This window comes from Paraburkholderia sp. BL6665CI2N2, assembly GCF_004366535.1.
Lineage (GTDB): Bacteria > Pseudomonadota > Gammaproteobacteria > Burkholderiales > Burkholderiaceae > Paraburkholderia.
The window spans coordinates 2,429,751-2,447,301 of the sequence record NZ_SORC01000001.1 but is presented as its reverse complement, the minus strand read 5'-3'; the positions used below and the strand labels follow the sequence as shown (position 1 = coordinate 2,447,301).

Genomic DNA, 17,551 nt, shown 5'->3' with positions numbered 1-17,551 from the left:
GGACGGCGTTGCCACCGTCGCTCGTGGTACTTGCCTCACTCCTAGGTTCCGCACTTGCCGCCTTTATGTATCCGCACACGATGACGGCGGTGCTATCTTCATCGTCGGCGAGCACAGTTCGCAAGAATGCAATTTTCCTAACGGCGTACACACTGCTGCTGGATCTGATTGCGCTGCTTGGTTATATGGCAATCGCGGCGGGCGTGCGTGTGAGGTCGGCATCAGATATCGTGCCGGCGTTGTTCAATACCCTGTTTCCGTCATGGTTCGTCGGCTTTGCTGCAGCCGCGATCGCGATCAGTGCGCTAGTGCCGGCGGCGATCATGTCCATAGGCGCCGCCAATCTTTTCACGCGCAATCTATGGAGACCGCTCTTCTCACCTGACATGGGATCGGCGCAGGAAGCAGCGACGGCAAAGATTGTTTCTCTGGTTGTGAAATTCGGGTCGCTGCTCTTCATTGTATTTCTGCCGACGCAGTATGCGATTGATCTGCAGTTACTAGGTGGTGTCTGGATTCTGCAGATTTTTCCTGCCATCGTCTTCTCGCTCTACACTCGCTGCCTTGGCACGCCGGGTCTGTTTCTTGGCTGGCTGGCAGAGATTGTTCTGGGAACAGGTCTCGCCATTTCACAGGGGCTAAAGCCAGTGTATCCGCTCCATGCTGGCGGTGAAGCATGGCCGCTGGACATAGGTCTGATCGCACTCTCAATCAACATTGTCATCTCCTTCGTGGCATCTTTCGTTCTGCCGCATAAGAGATTCGTGAACGCCCAATCGGTTGCATTCGGAGCGCTCCGTGCGAGGGCGAACAATTCGCATGAGCGCGCTCCAACTTCGGTTGGCCATTGTAAAGGACCATGCCGCAGAGTTTGATATGAGAAAATTAGCCTCGCGGAAGTCCAACGCAATCAAGCTTTACGCGTGGTTGAGGCCGGCAGCCGCAAGGCGTAATCGCACAAGACGGCGCCCTGCTGTCGGCAGTACGACATTTCCGCGCGCATGTTCAATGCGCCGGCCGTCGAGATACAGGGCCTCATCGATGGCACACGCGAACTGATTCATGAAGAAGGCCGGAGTCTCGCAAAAGCGATCTGTCGTCCCGATGCGCAACTCAGCGCCCGGCGCGCCCAGATTGCCCCTCCAAATCTGCAGCGATCGTGTTCGTCAACGATAAAAGCTCAGAATGGAATTCTTGGGGAAGCGCAGTGTCATCCATCAACGCCATGACATCTTCAATACCTCGCTTAAACGCCTGACCGATCACGCTGCACTGCGCAATGGTGAGGTGCGGCGTCGCTACCTCCAAAAATTTTCCCAATACCAGCGCACGCGCACCCAACGACGACGATACCCGCTTGCTGTGCGCCGCAAGATTGTTTACCGACTCTACCAACCCATCAATGTCCTGCATTTTACGCCCCCTCAAAATGACTGCCATTCACCAGTCGACTCAGCGCTTACATTAGTGCCGCCCCGTCGGGAATTCCCCGCTGCTGCTAGACGTGGGGCCGGGGTAGTCTCTTGCGCGACAGGCAGACGCGAGATCGCTTTCACAGGGATAGCCCTGCGCGGCTCGAGAGGTACGGCTCGCGCTGGCTGGCCAAATGTCCGACTGTCTCCCAGCTTGAACTGGCCGACGGAGTCATTGAGAGCGCTGGCCTGCGTCTCCAGAGATTGCGCAGCGGCAGCTGCCTGTTCAACAAGCGCCGCATTCTGCTGCGTAACTTCATCCATCTGGCTAACTGCCCGATTTATCTGCTCGATCCCAGCACTCTGCTCTTCCGAGGCCGCAGCAATATCGCCGACGATATCGGATACCTGCTTGATAGCGTGTTTGACTTTCCCCATGGTCACTCCCACTTCCGTGGCCTGCTGCGCGCCTCCGTGCACCGTAGCTGCAGACGCCTCAATCAACCCTTTGATTTCCTTCGCAGCAGTTGATGACCTCTGCGCAAGGCTACGCACTTCGCTCGCCACAACCGCGAAACCGCGCCCTTGCTCGCCAGCACGCGCGGCTTCTACTGCCGCATTCAACGCAAGTATGTTGGTCTGGAATGCGATGCCTTCAATGACGCCTGTAATTTCCGATATCTTGCCGGAGCTCTCAGTGATCCTGCGAATGGTATCGACCATCGCGGTCACCGACACGTCACCCGAATCTGCGAGTTCCGTCGCGTTGCCGGCGAGCATATTTGCCTGCCGGGCACTATCGGCATTCTGTTTAACGGTCTCGGTCAACTGAGTCATGCTTGAGGCGGTTTCCTCCAGCGAGGCCGCTTGCTCTTCCGTCCGGGAAGAAAGGTCTGTATTACCGCTTGCGATCTCTTTTGACGCTACTGCAACTGCGTCAGCCGATAGACGAACGGATTCGAGAACGCTCCTGATCCGGCTCTGGAGGTCATTGAATGCGCTGGCGGTCTGTCCCACCTCGTCCATTCTCTCAACAGGGGCTTGACAGGTGAGATCAAGATTAGCCTGTGCAGTTGTCAGAGCCCGCCGTATACCGCTCAGGCTTCGGCCAATCATTCGTTGCAGGACTAGGCCCATTCCGCCACTGAACAGCGTCGCGCAGCATACCGCTTCAATCAGAACCCATAGGGACTGCGAATATGCCGAGGTGTTCTCAGCACGCAATTTCTCGCCTGACTGAAAGCTGCGTTTGATGTGTGCCGTCAACGCCTGCTGGAGCGCTAGTGCGGTGACGCGTAGAGGTGCTCCGTCCTCTTGCAGGGCATAGGCAGCAGCCATTTCATTATTCTTTACCAGATCGAGAAATTGCTGCTGGCTTTTGAGAAACGGCGCAACGGCTGCCTTATCTTTCTCCAGCAAGTTCCTGTCATCGTCATCTGTGACATCTTCCCGGCCATATTTGTCCAACGACGAGTTCATACCGTCGACGGCACTTGTCAGCTGCACGCCAATTTTTGCGCGGAGACCCGGATCGGTCTGGGTCGCGTACCGAAACACAAGAATGCGGGACTGGTAAAGCGAGGCGACGGCGTCTGATAGGGTGTCTACATTACGCGCAACGTTATTCTGAAAGCTTTCGAATCGTTGCTGAGACCGGTTGAGTTGCCAGATTCCGAAAGCTCCGACGAGGAGCATCGAAATTAAGGCAAAGGCCAGCGTAAGCACCAAGCGCCGAGAAATTGTCATGTTCATAGGTATCAAGTAGTGGATCTGCGAGTGTTCTTCTGCAGACTTGCATCCGGTAGTGAGGGAACGAAATTTGCTGACTAGGTGTCCTCGGCGAGCTCGCCCTGCGCAAGGAACCGATCTTGACTTTCCTCATCAAGTTTGCTCAGCACGTCGGACGTCCTTTCGTTAATCAGACGCTCGATCATTTCAGTGATCGTGCAGTCGAAATAGCAAGCAAGGCGTTCCAGATTTCGTTTCGTTGAGATGCACACCAAGCAACTAATGCGCTCATGCTTCCCCCCCAGTCCGAGACGTCGCTTGCGATATCGTCTCTGCCGCTCAGAATTTGAAAGTGCCATGGATGATTCTTGTATTGTCAACTGTCTGTTTTTGAAAGACGGTCAATCTATTTGTCTGCAGACACTTCGTTAACGGTGCACTTTTTCAATCGCTTAATCTCATTCGACCGTTACGCAGTAACAAGACCAGCTCAAATTTCCAGATTCCGGGAGTCTGTACGGAGATGATTGGCTTTCGGAGCCCGGTCTCAACCTCGCCCTGCTCGACCGTTACCTCTAAATCTCGGTTGTCGTCTCGGCTGAAACTTGCATCGATTGTTTGGTACAGCTTCTCAATCTAATCCATCAGTCAATTTTTAATTCGCTGCATCGCCCTCTCGATCTCTCCTCTTGTCTCGGCATTCTACGAATCTCGGTCAGCGCTAAGATGATCAAATGAAGCAAAAACTGCTGCCCTTGAATCGGCGATGAACACAAGCTGTAAGCGGTCGGTTTTCCGTTGGTGCAACGATGCTTCACAAGTAGAGCGGCTGCCAATTCAGGATGGCGCCGCTGCCCTGAGAATTTTCTGGATTGAAGCGGGCAACCACCACATACGCCGCCCTTTCGTCGACTATCGTGCGTTTCGTTCACGGCACAGCGGGATGTAGGCATTTTGGCAAACGCTGCGATGCAGGCGTGCTGCCCCTGGCTCATCCACTGATAATCTGCACCGTCCCTGGCGAACTGATTACGCCGCGCGCGAATCCCATGCCTCATGACCGCGATTCCAGTCCAGTCGTCCCAGCGTGCCCGATCGGGCAATTCCTATGTCGGAGATGAGGCCCGGCAACTCACTGGTTACTGCATCCGGCGATTGAAGAGTTACCACCCCACAAGACAAAAATGCTGTCTTGTGCAGCCTCCCGGGGCATTTGGCGACAAACGCCGTTCATGTGGCCGGATCTCGTCCGAGAGAAGGCAGTCCAATATCGCAATGAGGCGTCGTTGTTGACAAGATAACCCTATCGCTGTGAACAACTATAGCCTTGCTGACGATGAACCAGGCACCGGCAGCGTCTGCGGAGACATGCGCAGCCGGTCGTTTGGCAATGTCTGTGAAATCGAGGCCGAAGCAGGAGCTTCGCCCGCAGCGACACTATGAGCTCTGTTGGTGTAGATACACGACCGAAGGACTTTGCTGCACTTGGCGACCAACGCACCGTTGGCCTGCGGCGCCGCCACAGGTAGCGCGTAAGAATTGGCGAAGGCACTGCATGCAAGGATGGCGACGACAGTGGCCGACGCTAGCTCGGGCTCGCGTGGCACCTTGTTGCAGTTCACGAGCTTTGTGCTGACCTAAGGCCTCGCGATGTGGAGGAGGCGCATTCACCTAATATGTGCTATCGCTGCAAGAGGCGCATCGACTAAAAAACCAGGCCGAGGCCGAAATGTGAGAGTGGGCGTACGCACACTTTCATTGCAACATCGTCCCGGTGTAGAGCAACCAGGCGCTCGAACGTTGCTGCCCAGCAAAAGGAGCCCGACTCTCTCCATGTGCGGTACAGCGATCACAAGCGGTGGCGAGGATGCCGTCAACAGCATCTGGATAGCCGCACGTGACCTAGATACTGTTGCTGCGAAGCAAAAGCGCAGGCAGTTCATGAAGGGACTGAAGCTGATCACTTGACGGTGCAAATTCATACTCCAGAGGAGCACCTTGACGATTGATACGCACAGCATTGAATCTAAAAGAAGCAGCGCCACCTACATCCCATGCATTGGATGATATGAAGCAAATCTCGTCAGGACGAACCAGAAACCTGTCGCACGCCAGTTGATAAACTTCCGGATCGGGCTTGTAGATTTTCAAGCTGTCAACTGATAGGCAGGCATCAAGGAGTATCGAGAGGTTGCTTGCCTTCAGCGCTGCATCGAGCATGCTTGCCGTTTCATTTGACAGTATGGCAGTCTGGAGATCCATCGCTTTCAAAGCACGCAGTGTCTCCGCAGCATCTGGATACGCACTCAACTCCCGGTATGCATTCATCAAACGGCCCTTCAAACCTTCGACCCGCTCCAGTTTGTAAGTTTTAAGCGCAAAATCCAGCGAGTACCCCGTGATTTCCCAGAAGTCGGTGTACCTGCACATCAATGTACGGGTCCATGAGTACTCAAGCTGTCTTTGACGCCACAATGCAGACAATGCCTCCGAGCATTCGCCGAGTTCCTCTGCGTTTCGCATGACTGCTGAGTGCACGTCAAATAGCGTACCGTACGCGTCAAAGATACAGATCTTCACTGATTTCACCGTCGTCTCCTTTCGCTTGTTGAACAGATATGACATCAGCAAAGCCCAACAGTCAAGATCGCCGCATCATAGAAAAAAACAATCCTTCATAATTTCCGAACCGCCGCTCCCGCAGCATCATTCCAGTTCACCGCGATATGCAGCGTAATCGCTTGCAAATATGAAGCGCCAGCGCATCTACGCTGGAATCGATCGCATGTCGTTGCGAAGTGACCGATTGACATCTGACTTTATCCTGTCCGCCGTCTTTCCCTACACACGATCTTGGCGGACAGCCAGATGCGCAATGAACCGCATCACGACCGAATTTCAACGATGTATGGGCTGAGATCTGTCGCTGAAGCAATGCCTCCTCAGTCGTAAGATACTTCACATGCACGTCACGCCCGCGATCTACTTTTAGTCTTCGAGCTTGCAAGGACGAACAAATCTTCGATATCGAACAGGTTTAACAGCCACGATCGCGTCGGCCAGTATTCGATGGCGACGTTAACGCACCATATTTTCGAAGAACTTGAAGGCAGATATGGCCTCCCGAGCAGCACTGGACCCTGCTGAATGTGGAGCTTGACCGTAGAGGACTTTGCATTCAGTTCTCGGATGGAAGCATCGGGGAGGCGACAATACTATTGTCGTTGCGCACAGAAGATTCGTTTTCACGGACACTCCATGAGCTTGCTTACGGATGTGTTCATCTGCTGTCCCGTACAGAGCCAATTAGACGCTCAGTGCTACAGGAAGGAGCGGCGGTGGTATTTGCAGACGATTACGTGGCGGAGTTTGGCCTGCACGCACTGATTCCGCCCCCCCCTGGACAGGAGGCTGCGCGATGTGTCAGCGAGCTTCTGGCTGTACATCAAGGCGCGATCTATGAATTTAGGAAGATCGAACCCACGTTTGAGCGAATGTCATTTGAGACTTTTCAGTGCGCGGGCATGAACGAGGTACCGATTTCGCTACAGACAGTTCTTTTGCAACCGCTTTCTAATTATGGCGAGATTTTGATGATGACAATTCCGCGAGTAGAGAGATCAGCGTGATAGTTCCCGACACTGGCTCCAAGGGCCGGAAGAATGTATATCGAATGATGCCCGCAAACAGTTCCATCCTAGAGAGTTGGAGATTTCCCCGTTGCGTCGTCGGCGCTCTAATTGACATCGCTCTATGTTGGATAGCCGACTCACGCTCGCCAAGGCTCACTGACCTTGGTCCGTGAGCCTTGGGCCTACCAGAAAAAGCGACGTCCTAGACCGATTCACTCGACTGCTCTGGAACCACAAATCTACGAACAGTACGTTCCGTGGGCGTCGGTTTTCAGGCGTCCCCTGCAAAACAGGATCATTCGTAATGCGGAGCAGCGACAGCAACCGCATGCATGTGCGCAATGTATTTAGCCTGAGCGGATGCCGCCCAGGCAGCACAAACATCTTTGGCGGTTTTATCGTCGGAAGACGTCACTACGTCCAGCAATGCGCCGTGAGGGTTGCTCTCGCGAATGTTCCAAACTTTCATATTATCTCCCCGTCGAGTGAAAAACATACTGTCTCGCACCCGAGAAATCGCCTCTTCCTGGCTGCTGCAAAACAACCCAGTATGCCGCTTGAACGCTATGCCGGATTCCTGGGCATAATCCTCTCGTTTTCCCTCGGACATGAGTCGAATCGGATGCTCGCCAAATATATATCAAGTATAGATGCAGTATTCAAAAATGGCGCGTAGATTCGTTCACAGCACATCTGGACTTCCGCGAGCGCGAGACAGGCACACTTTGATAGAATTCTCACGTCGCAATCATCCTGACCCACGTTGCCATCGCTCACGCAGCGGAACCCGTTGTCAATTCTTCAGGCAACCTTTCAAGCTACCCACCCTCACTTATGAGCAACCTAGCTATCCAGGCAAACCCTGACGGTCCAATTGTCGGATCAGATGGCCTCGCACGACCCGCGTGGGCCACTGAAGGTATGTTACAAGCGTACTATGACACTGAATGGGGAATGCCCGTCCACGACGAGCGCGGGATGTTTGAGAGGCTCTCTCTTGAAGTATTTCAGAGTGGCCTCTCATGGGCAACGATCCTGAGAAAACGTGAAGCGTTCCGAGTCGCATTCGATGGCTTCGATCCCGATATCGTGGCCGGATACACTGATGCGGACGTTCAAAGGCTGAAGTCGAACAGCGAGATAATTCGCAATGGCGCGAAAATCTCTGCAACGATCAGTAATGCGGCATCAGCCCGGCGCCTACGCGAAGACGGCGGCCTTGCCAAGTTCATCTGGTCGTTCAAACCGGCTACGACACCAGCGCCGCAAAATTTTAGCGATATTCCTACATCATCGAAGGAATCTACTGAGCTGAGCGCAGCACTTCGCGCCCTGGGATTTAAATTTGTTGGACCGACGAACATGTTCGCTCTCATGGAAGCCATAGGCATCGTTGATACTCACCTTGTTGGAAGCCATAGACGCGGAAGTTCCGGCATCTGGAGCGTTGAAAAACCGAAACAGGCGCGCAGCAAGAAATAGCGTTCTGAGGGATTCGCACCCTAATCCGACGGCTCCACGTATGCGTTATCGAGCGGACACAGGACGTCGTGAACACAGAAACGATTTGATCGCCCTCCGCCCTCCGCCTATGGACGCAGCGCTGGGCGAACGAAGAACGGGAATTTCTTCTGTAAGACGGCGTCGTCATCGCCACGATGATGATGCGCGAGAGCTATTTCTCCTCATGGGCACACTCTTGATTCGCCTTGAAAAATTAGCGAAAGCTGGCTTCGCTGCTCACTATTCTCCTTACCCCTGTCGTTTGTTTTACTCTGAGTCTGCAACAAGCTTTGGACGGCGCCGATCCCGGTCGCCGCTTGAGCTGGCATCAGCCAGGTAGATGTCCAATGGGCAGGCGACACATGGCGCTACGACTGTTCGCTAATAGTTGCTAGCGAAGCTGATTTTGTGTGTGCAATCGACGCCTGCTATGTCCCGGAAATTTAGCGACTGCACTCGGTCTGGTCGACGACGCTAATCCGCGCAAGCCAAACGTTTTCTGAGCTCTAAGGGTGATCGCTAACTCGTTTCAATCGCGATGTTTCAAGTTTGAACACTGTCCATGTGTACGACTGCGGACCCGAGTTACCAATTTGCGATATCCTCAACGTCAATGACAACAACGTGAACTGAGTGATGTCGGAGTCGAAAGTGCTATCTAGAAAATCGATTCTGTCGGGGGCATACTTTGAGGCTTTCGCAGGCGTTCCCGAGGGCATCTTGTGGTCTCTCGAGAAAATTGACGCGTCGCTTGGTTCGGCCATGAAATCACGCCCGGCTAACGGTGAAGTCTGGCTTTTCGGATACGGTTCATTAATCTGGAATCCTCTTTTTGAATACGACTCCAGGGAAAGGGCAACCCTCCATGGATGGCACCGAAGCTTTTGCCTACGTACGATCGGAGGTCGAGGAACCGCCGAGGCTCCAGGGAGAATGTTGTCGCTTGAGCCTGGGGGATTCACGGTCGGGGTTGCCCTACGTCTGCCCAAAGAAAGCATTGACGATGAACTCCGGATGATCTGGATCCGAGAAATGGTGACTGGCGCGTACAGCCCGACATGGGCAGACGTCACTCTTGTCGATGAGCGTAAAATCAAGGCACTCGTCTTCGTAGCAGATCCCTCTCACCCATATCACGAGTCCAATTCGGACGTCTCGCACATCGCTCCTCTCATTTCCGCTGCCTCGGGTCCCATTGGAACCAACGTAGACTACGTGCGAAAATTGCAGTCTTCTTTGCTGGACTGCAACATGCCAGATCCGTATGTCAACGCGCTAGCAGCCGAACTAGACCGCCTTTCTGCTGCCAAGAACGCCTGACCGTCCGTTCGTGCTGCTGACTCTCTCTCAGCATATTTGACGATCGTAGGGATCTTCATGCCACGGTGGCGTCAAACGCGATGGGGACGTGTCATTCAAGAACAATTTGGAATCTGTTCCGTCAGATTTCGAGCAAAGGCATGACTGACGACGTGGCGATTGGAAAAATTCCACCAGTCTTTAAGGCATTGAAGACAGGCACGCGGCCGTTTCGCGGATCTGTTTTTCAGCCTCGGCGATATGTCGGGCCCCGAAGAGATTCGACAGGATGTTAAAGATGGCGGATAGCACTACGCTTCGACTAACTGTATGCATATGTACTGCGTGCATGGCGACCGCTCTCTCGCGAGACAAGCCGCCGGATTTCCTAGAACAGGTACAAGCCTGCGACGAAAACTACTCCCGAGAACAGCAGCGCTGTGACGCATTAGCCCATGTGTCGCGAACACCCAAACCCGCGATAGCCCGTGCAGGCAGCGCCCAGAACGGCTGCGCCATATTTGTCCACGCCTCTCCATACGCAATCGCCATGGCTGACTTGCCGAGATCTGCACCAAGCGCCTGCGCTGCCGGCATAACGAACGGCCCCTGAACGACCCAATGTCCACCGCCCGACGGCGCCGCGAAGTTTATAAGTGCTGACGGCGTGAAGGTCACAACGGTCAAAAGGATGGCGAAAATCAAGGGATCCGGCAAAACCCGGTGCACCACCTGGGTAAAAAAGGCGGAAATTCGCTGAATCAACTGTCTACTACTCATCACTCATGTGGATTCGGTCTGCCGTCATTGTTATAGGCGGAGAGCCGCGCGCGCAGATTTTTCACACAACAAGAATTTCTGCCGCGTCAGGCACCGCGTCTACTCCTTCGTCGCCAAGCGACATCGAGTGCTGGAGATATGTGCGAATCGATTTCGGCCTCGATAAATATTATTGATGCGTAAGTTATGTTGGCCACGACTTCGTGCATTCAGAACCTGATGGCCTCCGACTTTTCGCTAGGGCAACCGGCCACTGCAGTCAGGAACACAATGCTCGCATCTGCTATGCGACTCAGTTTGAAAACTGATGTGGCATGGGCAGGCAGCCGCCCGCCGTCTTGCGGGCGTACAGCGTCAGGAATGCAGACCGAATCTGCTACTCGCCATGCATTGGCGCTGCTATCTAGTACCAAGATAACCGAGACTTCCAACGTTGGTCTCTGGCGACCCACGTGGGCACCAGATTCTGGTTATCGGTCAGCCGTGCTTGACTCAGCGGGCCGTCGAAGGCCCACCACGGATCCTAACAAACTCTTCCAATTCCCGGTTCCACCTGGGCGCGCAGGAAGAAATCGGTGGAACTTGCCTTTCCCATGGCCATTCGGAATGGCCACAATTCTTGGTGGCCGCCAAAGCCTTTGCCTCGAGATAGGGCCAACACTCCTTGAAAGAGTTTTTTGAGGTTTGATGTTCAAACACCGGATGACGGCAGGTACGCAGAAAGCTTTGTCAGTATCCGACACGCAGTCTGTGCAATCGTGTTGCAAAATGTTTCTGGCAACTCACTTTACAACCACACCCCGCTGGAACGAGAATTGACGAACAGACATGCGAGCCAATGGATTAGCCAATCGTCTGAAGCTCAGCAGATTGTTTGTCAAGCGTGAGTTGCTGGCGCTCGAGCAACACTTCATGAATTTGACCAACAACCGCAGCTCCTTCACCGACAGCCGCCGCGACACGCTTAGTCGAACCGGACCGGACATCGCCGATGGCAAAGACGCCGGGAACGCTCGTTTCCAGTGTTTTATCACCTTCGTCCTGCCGTTGATGAGCGCGTGAACCTGTCAGCACAAATCCTTTCTCGTCCGTTGTAACGTTACAACCTTTAAGCCACTCGGTGTTCGGAACAGCGCCCGTGAACAAGAAAAGATGTCGTATGTCGAACGAGAAGCTGCCGTTTGGTGCCTTGCAGTTCACCTTTGACAGGCCACCATCATCACCGTCGAGCGACGTAATCTCCGTCGACGTGTGCAAAGTCACGTTCGGCAGCCGTGCTATCCGATCAATCAGATATCGCGACATGGTCGATTCCAATCCACGCGCGCGGACGAGCAGATGGACATGATTGGCATGAGATGCCAGATAGACAACACCTTGGCCAGCAGAGTTGCCGCCGCCGACGATCACGACCTCGAGACCCTTGCATAGCTTCGCCTCAACCGGCGATGTACCGAAGAAAACCCCACGCCCGATATACCGCTCAAGCCCCTCGATCTCAGGCTTCCTGTAGGCGGCCCCCGAAGCTATCACCACGGTATGGGCTGAGACAGTTTTACCGTCAGCCAGCTGGACTTCAATCGGCGTGCGATCGCACCGTAAAGCCTTTATCTGCGTGGGAATACAGAGATCCACGCCGAACTTTTGGGCTTGTACGAATGCCCTCCCGGTCAGTGCCTGACCGGAAATTCCAGTCGGAAAGCCAAGATAGTTCTCGATGCGAGCACTCGCACTCGCCTGCCCTCCTGGCCCACGACTATCGAAAATAACCACGGCTAATCCCTCGGACGCTGCGTAGACTGCTGAGGCCAAACCAGCTGGCCCTGCGCCAACAATCGCCACGTCGTATGTGTGACTTGGATCGAATTCGGGCAGCCAGCCAAGATGCGCTGCCACAAGGTTTTCGTCGGGCGATCGTAAGATAGTTCCGTCCAGACAGATTACGATCGGAAAATCGGCCTTCGATGCGGAAATACGCTCTAGCAACTCGACCGTCTCCGGGTCGTTGCGGGCGTCGATGACTGTGTGGGGATAGGCATTGCGTTGAAGCAGCCCTTGGAGCGAGACCATCCGTGCATCTGTCGTGTCGCCGACAAGCACGGGCCCACTTCCATTCTCGATAAGTCCAACGCGTCGCAGGATGAGCGAGCGCATGATTTTTTCACCCAGTTCGGCCTCGGTCACTAGCAGGTTACGTAGATTCGCAGATGAGATGACGATGCCTTCTGTGTCCTCGACGGCCAAGCCATCACCAAGGGCCGGATGGCCGTATAATTGGGCAATCTCCCCTAGAAAGTGCCCCGCGTGCTGTTCAACCACACGATGCACCTTGCCGATGGCATCTCGTCGCGAGACCCGGACTAATCCTGCGAGAATAACTATTAGCCCGGGGCTGGGGAAACCCATGCTGAAAAGCATCTCCCCGGCCTTCCACCTAGTTTCAGTTCCAAACGGACGCATTCGGCTAACTTCGCGTGCCGATAGGGACGGGAACATCTGATGAATTCGACAGGACAGCGGAGAGAACGCCGCATCTGATTCGATCGCCTCTATTTCCGCAGCGCTATGCCGCAAAACGACATTGGAAGCGTCGCCTAGATGACGCTTGGTCAGAAGCTCTGCTGCATTCGAGGCGGTCCTGGTGCCGATGATTGTCATCGTCTCACCGTCTGATCCGTCGTAGTCAGTCATAAGTGCGCCTCAGCAGAAATTGAGTCAGAAGGTAGCTTTTACATATCCTATCGGCAGCCGACGTACCAACGGACTTCTCAATCTGAAAATTAAAAATAAACAGTATCTGTTGTAGCTTAGTCGGAGACCGCTGGTGTAGCAAATATTCACCAGATTTGGAATGCGCAAATATCAATATTTAGATTATTTTCTTCAGCTAGTGATCGGCCCCGCGAAGCTCACATTTTGGGAGCCGCCCCAGCATCATGCCACAGGTACCGAGACAATGTTCTTGCAGCCCTTTGTCTGTGCCTGCCGATCCTGATTGGTACAACGCTATGTAAAGACAAATTCAAAAACTCAGAGAAAGTATGCCGAGATAGCACATTCGCTCTCCATTAAGATTTCATTTATAATCTTAATAGATAGAGACACCCGAACGGCATCAGATGAGCAGGAAGCTTCTCGCATGCGTCGCCGCATTCTATTTTATTGGTGCCGCCAAAGGAGATTGGTCACCGATAATTCGGCTGAGGCACCGCTTCGCTGTTTGGAGCGCTTTAGGTATCCAAAGTGGCAAACTCGATCGCACGGGACGCGCGTTTTTTGCAGCCAATACGGCATTGCCGCGCCGGGCCTTGTAACGCATAGAGATACTGCGCACGGACAGAGTGTCGCTAAAACTCGAGCATCCTGACAATTTGACTGTCGACCGACCGAATACCAGAGTCTTGTTGACGCGGCCGACGCCGTGACGGCTTGGAGCCCTGAGCGTAACCACGCTGGCGAAAAGACCAATTTCCACGGTCTTTCTGGGCGCGCCGAGCTTCATTCGTACCCTGATGAACTCATCCGTCGGTCCATCTAGGGAAGGTCTGCACAACGCGTTTTCAGAGCGCCGATTTCTTGCCACTTGAACCGAGTCAGAGATGAGAATCTGCCGACAGGTTGGTCGTCCGGCTTTTGAACCGCGACGCCCCTTGTTTGCTGAGACTTGTGGCCTCAATCTCCGAGCATTTCACGCTTTCCGCAAAGCCTTGCGTGCCATCCACAGGTTGCCCAGCGCAAATAGTGTCGTGATCTGGGCGGTGTTTTTCATCACACCCGGTACCGGGTCTTCGTGTAGCCAAACTGCTGTTTGAGGACTCGGAACGGATGTTCGACCTTGGCGCGGATGCCGGCCTCCAGACGTTCAATCTGATCGAATATCGCGTCCAGACGATCATTCAGGTCCAGTTGTCTACGCCTGCCTGGCCGCATCGCGACATGCCAGCGAACCGTGTTTGCCTTGCAGCGCTTTTCGATACCATCGATACCCGGCGTCAGCGTACACATCCGTTTCCTGGCCGTGCAACAACGCTTCGGCCGCATTGATGTCGTGAACGTTGGCTGCAGTACCGATGACGGTGTGCACCAGCCCCGACTCTGCGTCCACGCCGACATGCGCTTTCATCCCGAAGTACCACTGATTTCCCTTCTTCGTCTGGTGCATTTCCGGGTCTCGTGTACCAGAGCCGTTCTTCGTCGAACTGGGTGCAGCGATCAAGGTGGCGTCGACCGCCGACCCTGTTTTAAGCATCAAGCCTTTCCCGCTCAGGATCTCATTGACCAGCGTGAGCATCTGCGCCGCCAGGTCGTGCGTTTCGAGAAGGTGACGGAACCGGAGAATCGTGCTCTCGTCAGGCAAACGCGTCATACCCTCGTCCAGCCCCGCAAACTCAAGATACAGCGGCACGTCATAAAGCGCCTCTTCCATCGCCGGGTCTGACAGACCAAACCATTGCTGCATGAAGTGGATCTGCAGCATCGTCGCAATCGGAAACGGCGGCCTTCCAGTCTTACCCTTCGGATAGTGCGGTTCGATCAACGCAATCAACCTCGACCATGGCACAACCCGCCTCATCTCATCGAGAAATTCCCGCTTGCGCGTGCGTTTCGTTGAAAGATCCAGACCAAGACCAAGTTGCGTCATCGAAGAACCCCTTAACCCTTCCTATCTACCTGGATAGTCCACCCGTACGTCGACGCCAGGACTTTTGCAGACCTTCCCTAGCCTTGTTGAGATCCGAAGTTCGTCAGATGTCATGGAAAGCTGGGCCAAATCCCGGTGGCTCAATCTGAGCGCTCGTGCCTTCGGACCCGAAACCGCCGTTGCTACCTATCGATGGCTGGACATCCCACTTCACCGCCGTTATGCAGTAACAAATTCAAGCGCCCCTCTTGACGTGCGAAGTCGCGCTCAACAATATTTTGGTCGTGCCCTGATTCGAAGCCCAACAGCACGTCGGCGAGCGGTCACATGCCTGCTTGGCGCCAAAGGAAATCCACGACTCGAAGGACCGCCTGATGCATGCGACGACGCGCATTCCCTTTATTCCATATTCGAATAGAAAACTGCTGGCGGGAGATTTTTGGGCGCTTACGCTTGAGGACGATACCTTTGCGGCGGGGTGTGTGTTGCGCGATCCGTCCTGGACGTGCCGTATGGAATTTTTCGGTGGCCTTTTGGAGTGGCATAGTGCGACACCTCCAACGGCCAGATCTCTCGTCGAGTGCCCCCCTTTGGTGATTGGCTCCTTTCATATCCGCGTCATTGCCATGTCCGGGGGCATCATCGGCCACAACGGGTCTCTGGCCAGCAATGCCCAGCGATTCTCTCAAAGTGATGCAAGCGCCACAATCAGGCCGCCTACCAGCCGCCGCCGCGCGCACTCGTCGTCGCATGCGCCCAACGCACTGTGGCTTCAGGCACACGAGGTTTTCCTCGGGTATCGTCCCGACCAATTGGTGGGTCCCCGCTAAGCGGGCGCCCTTTCCCATTCAAACACTTCGACCGGCGTCGTGGCGAAGAATTTCCTGAGTAAGTCAAAAAGTCGCTCAGTGCGACAATCGTGTGACGACAGCTCTGATTACCTTGCGGGAAAACATTTCGTTCCAGCGGACCTTCTCTCTGCTATCAGATCATGATTGCCACGTGCGACCGGCGGGAAAGGAAACCCTTGGCGCTACCTGCCGGCGATCTGTCCGGTCAAAACAGGCTGAGTTGCGACATGTCTTGCGGCACCGAACGTTGTGCTTCGACCTGCTGAAAGCGCGACATATCCAAAGTCCGGTGATACCGCATCTCTAGCCCCAACCGCCGCGTAGCATTGGCGAAGCGCTGCTTAAGGAGATCCGCCCACAAACCCTCCCCTTTTAGCCGAGCGCCAAACGATGAATCATAATCTTTGCCACTGCACACATCGCGTACGCGATTCATCATGCGCTCTGCTCGATCTGGAAAATACGTGGCCAGCCAATCCTTGAACAATGGAGCGACCTCCCACGGCAAACGCCAGACAATGTAGCTCGCATTCTTCGCACCTGCTTCTGCGCAGGCCTCAAGAACACGCTTCAGGTCTGGTCGGTGATAAACGGTATTACCGGCGCTATGCTTACGCCGACTGGTATGCCCGATTCACTTAATGTGCGAATCGTTCGTAGCCAGCCTTGCTGGAGTGGTTGCGCGTGGTTCGAGCGTGCGCGCGATATCGGCGTCGAGCGTAGTGATTGTGATTGCGGGCATCATCTGACCACGCTCGGCCATCGGCGCCAACAGGTCAATCTCACGCTCGATCAGCGAGCTTTTTGTGATTGCCGCGAAAGGCTGGTTGTATTTACTCATAACCTGAATTACTCGCCGTGTCAGCTGCAGGTCGTGCTCGACTGGTTGCCCCGCATTCGTGTCGACGCCCAGGGCAATTGGCTGTGGGACATATGACTTCTTCGACATTTCGCGCGCGAGCAGCTCGAGGGCATCGACTTTCGCATAGATGCGACTTTCGAAATCCAGGCCTGGAGCCAGCCCCAGATAACTATGCGTTGCACGCACGAAGCAATAGATGCAGCCGTGCTCACATCCGAGATAGGGGTTCAGCGACACCTTAAACGCAATATCGAGCGACTGATTGTGCGTTAAAATGTTTTTTGCCTGTTCCTCGAACACCTGCGTTCGTAGCGCAGGCCGTCCGCTCTCTTCTTCGGCCGAGGAAGCCCAACCATTGTCGACCGCTTCCCGCTGGTCGACCCAATGCGGCCCCGCATGTTGGACACCGCACCCCGTCCTTTGCGACGGACAGGCGGAGCGATCGGATACTCTGGAATATTTGTGCCGAATTTGGTCATAAGACGTTGTAAAAGACGGCGCTCCAGTACATAACAAACAATGCTCGATGCTGTACAAATTCATATATATCGGACAGTAGCTTAGTCTCCATGGCAAAAGCTACTTGGCCGCAGGCTAATGTGTCACCGCACAGCATCTTGTGAGTTGAATTATGTTTATAATCTAATAATCTGCATAATCAGACTGCCACCAAGGGATGTAAGCGCATCGCCGTTTGGGCATGCGCGAATGGCGAAATATGTGCTTAACGCAAGCTGGAGTCCGTTGCATCTCATGCTGCAGCACAAAGGCGACTGCGCCTGAGTGCAACTGAAATGCTTGTCCAACTACCGGTGCCATCGTATTCTGCATTTACAGCGCAA

At 54.3% G+C, this 17,551-nt stretch carries 7 protein-coding genes and 5 pseudogenes; 3 read left to right on the top strand and 9 right to left on the bottom strand.

What is annotated here, in order from left to right; all coding sequences use genetic code 11:
- Positions 1 to 32: 32 nt before the first annotated feature.
- A pseudogene (locus B0G81_RS10940) lies at positions 33 to 875 on the top strand (hypothetical protein); the annotation flags it as partial.
- A gap of 238 nt (positions 876 to 1,113) precedes the next feature.
- On the opposite strand, the gene B0G81_RS10935 reads toward B0G81_RS10940, so the two are convergent.
- The 4 genes from B0G81_RS10935 to B0G81_RS10920 all read right to left on the bottom strand — a co-directional run bounded on the left by B0G81_RS10935 (position 1,114) and on the right by B0G81_RS10920 (position 7,382).
- Entirely contained in the window at positions 1,114 to 1,440 is a 327-nt protein-coding gene (locus B0G81_RS10935) for a hypothetical protein (RefSeq protein ID WP_134135247.1), read from the bottom strand.
- Positions 1,425 to 3,164, bottom strand: a complete 1,740-nt coding sequence (locus B0G81_RS10930) for a methyl-accepting chemotaxis protein (RefSeq protein WP_347877447.1) — start codon at positions 3,162 to 3,164, stop codon at positions 1,425 to 1,427. The genes B0G81_RS10935 and B0G81_RS10930 overlap by 16 nt, the downstream gene beginning before the upstream one ends.
- 1,878 nt (positions 3,165 to 5,042) lie before the next feature.
- Positions 5,043 to 5,729 (bottom strand): haloacid dehalogenase type II, encoded by a 687-nt coding sequence (locus B0G81_RS10925; RefSeq protein ID WP_243856421.1) that lies wholly within the window; start codon positions 5,727 to 5,729, stop codon positions 5,043 to 5,045.
- A gap of 1,338 nt (positions 5,730 to 7,067) precedes the next feature.
- Positions 7,068 to 7,382 (bottom strand): hypothetical protein, encoded by a 315-nt coding sequence (locus B0G81_RS10920; RefSeq protein WP_134135243.1) that lies wholly within the window; start codon positions 7,380 to 7,382, stop codon positions 7,068 to 7,070.
- Between the two features lie 224 nt (positions 7,383 to 7,606).
- Between B0G81_RS10920 and B0G81_RS10915 the strand changes: the two genes are divergently transcribed.
- Positions 7,607 to 8,254: a DNA-3-methyladenine glycosylase I gene (locus tag B0G81_RS10915; protein ID WP_134135241.1), complete on the top strand. Its 648-nt coding sequence runs from the start codon at positions 7,607 to 7,609 to the stop codon at positions 8,252 to 8,254.
- Between the two features lie 657 nt (positions 8,255 to 8,911).
- The gene (locus B0G81_RS10910) at positions 8,912 to 9,595 is read left to right on the top strand and encodes a gamma-glutamylcyclotransferase (protein WP_134135239.1); all 684 of its coding nucleotides are present in this window, start codon (positions 8,912 to 8,914) and stop codon (positions 9,593 to 9,595) included.
- A 427-nt stretch (positions 9,596 to 10,022) separates the two neighbouring features.
- On the opposite strand, the pseudogene B0G81_RS44555 reads toward B0G81_RS10910, so the two are convergent.
- The 5 genes and pseudogenes from B0G81_RS44555 to B0G81_RS10885 form a co-directional block, all read right to left on the bottom strand.
- Positions 10,023 to 10,237: pseudogene (locus tag B0G81_RS44555) on the bottom strand (TIGR00366 family protein); the annotation flags it as partial.
- A gap of 57 nt (positions 10,238 to 10,294) precedes the next feature.
- Positions 10,295 to 10,354: pseudogene (locus B0G81_RS44550) on the bottom strand (hypothetical protein); the annotation flags it as partial.
- Between the two features lie 843 nt (positions 10,355 to 11,197).
- Positions 11,198 to 13,045 (bottom strand): FAD-dependent oxidoreductase, encoded by a 1,848-nt coding sequence (locus tag B0G81_RS10900; protein WP_243856419.1) that lies wholly within the window; start codon positions 13,043 to 13,045, stop codon positions 11,198 to 11,200.
- Positions 13,046 to 14,042: 997 nt separating this feature from the next.
- Positions 14,043 to 14,996: pseudogene (locus B0G81_RS10895) on the bottom strand (IS5 family transposase).
- A 1,056-nt stretch (positions 14,997 to 16,052) separates the two neighbouring features.
- A pseudogene (locus tag B0G81_RS10885) lies at positions 16,053 to 17,188 on the bottom strand (PA0069 family radical SAM protein).
- Positions 17,189 to 17,551 lie beyond the last annotated feature (363 nt).

What these genes read in the sequence shown, in the direction of transcription:
- B0G81_RS10935 (WP_134135247.1), bottom strand. Translation starts at nt 1,440, where the DNA reads ATGGCAGTCATTTTGAGGGGGCGTAAAATGCAGGACATTGATGGGTTG.
- B0G81_RS10930 (WP_347877447.1), bottom strand. Translation starts at nt 3,164, where the DNA reads ATGAACATGACAATTTCTCGGCGCTTGGTGCTTACGCTGGCCTTTGCC.
- B0G81_RS10920 (WP_134135243.1), bottom strand. Translation starts at nt 7,382, where the DNA reads ATGTCCGAGGGAAAACGAGAGGATTATGCCCAGGAATCCGGCATAGCG.
- B0G81_RS10915 (WP_134135241.1), top strand. Translation starts at nt 7,607, where the DNA reads ATGAGCAACCTAGCTATCCAGGCAAACCCTGACGGTCCAATTGTCGGA.
- B0G81_RS10910 (WP_134135239.1), top strand. Translation starts at nt 8,912, where the DNA reads ATGTCGGAGTCGAAAGTGCTATCTAGAAAATCGATTCTGTCGGGGGCA.
- B0G81_RS10900 (WP_243856419.1), bottom strand. Translation starts at nt 13,045, where the DNA reads ATGACTGACTACGACGGATCAGACGGTGAGACGATGACAATCATCGGC.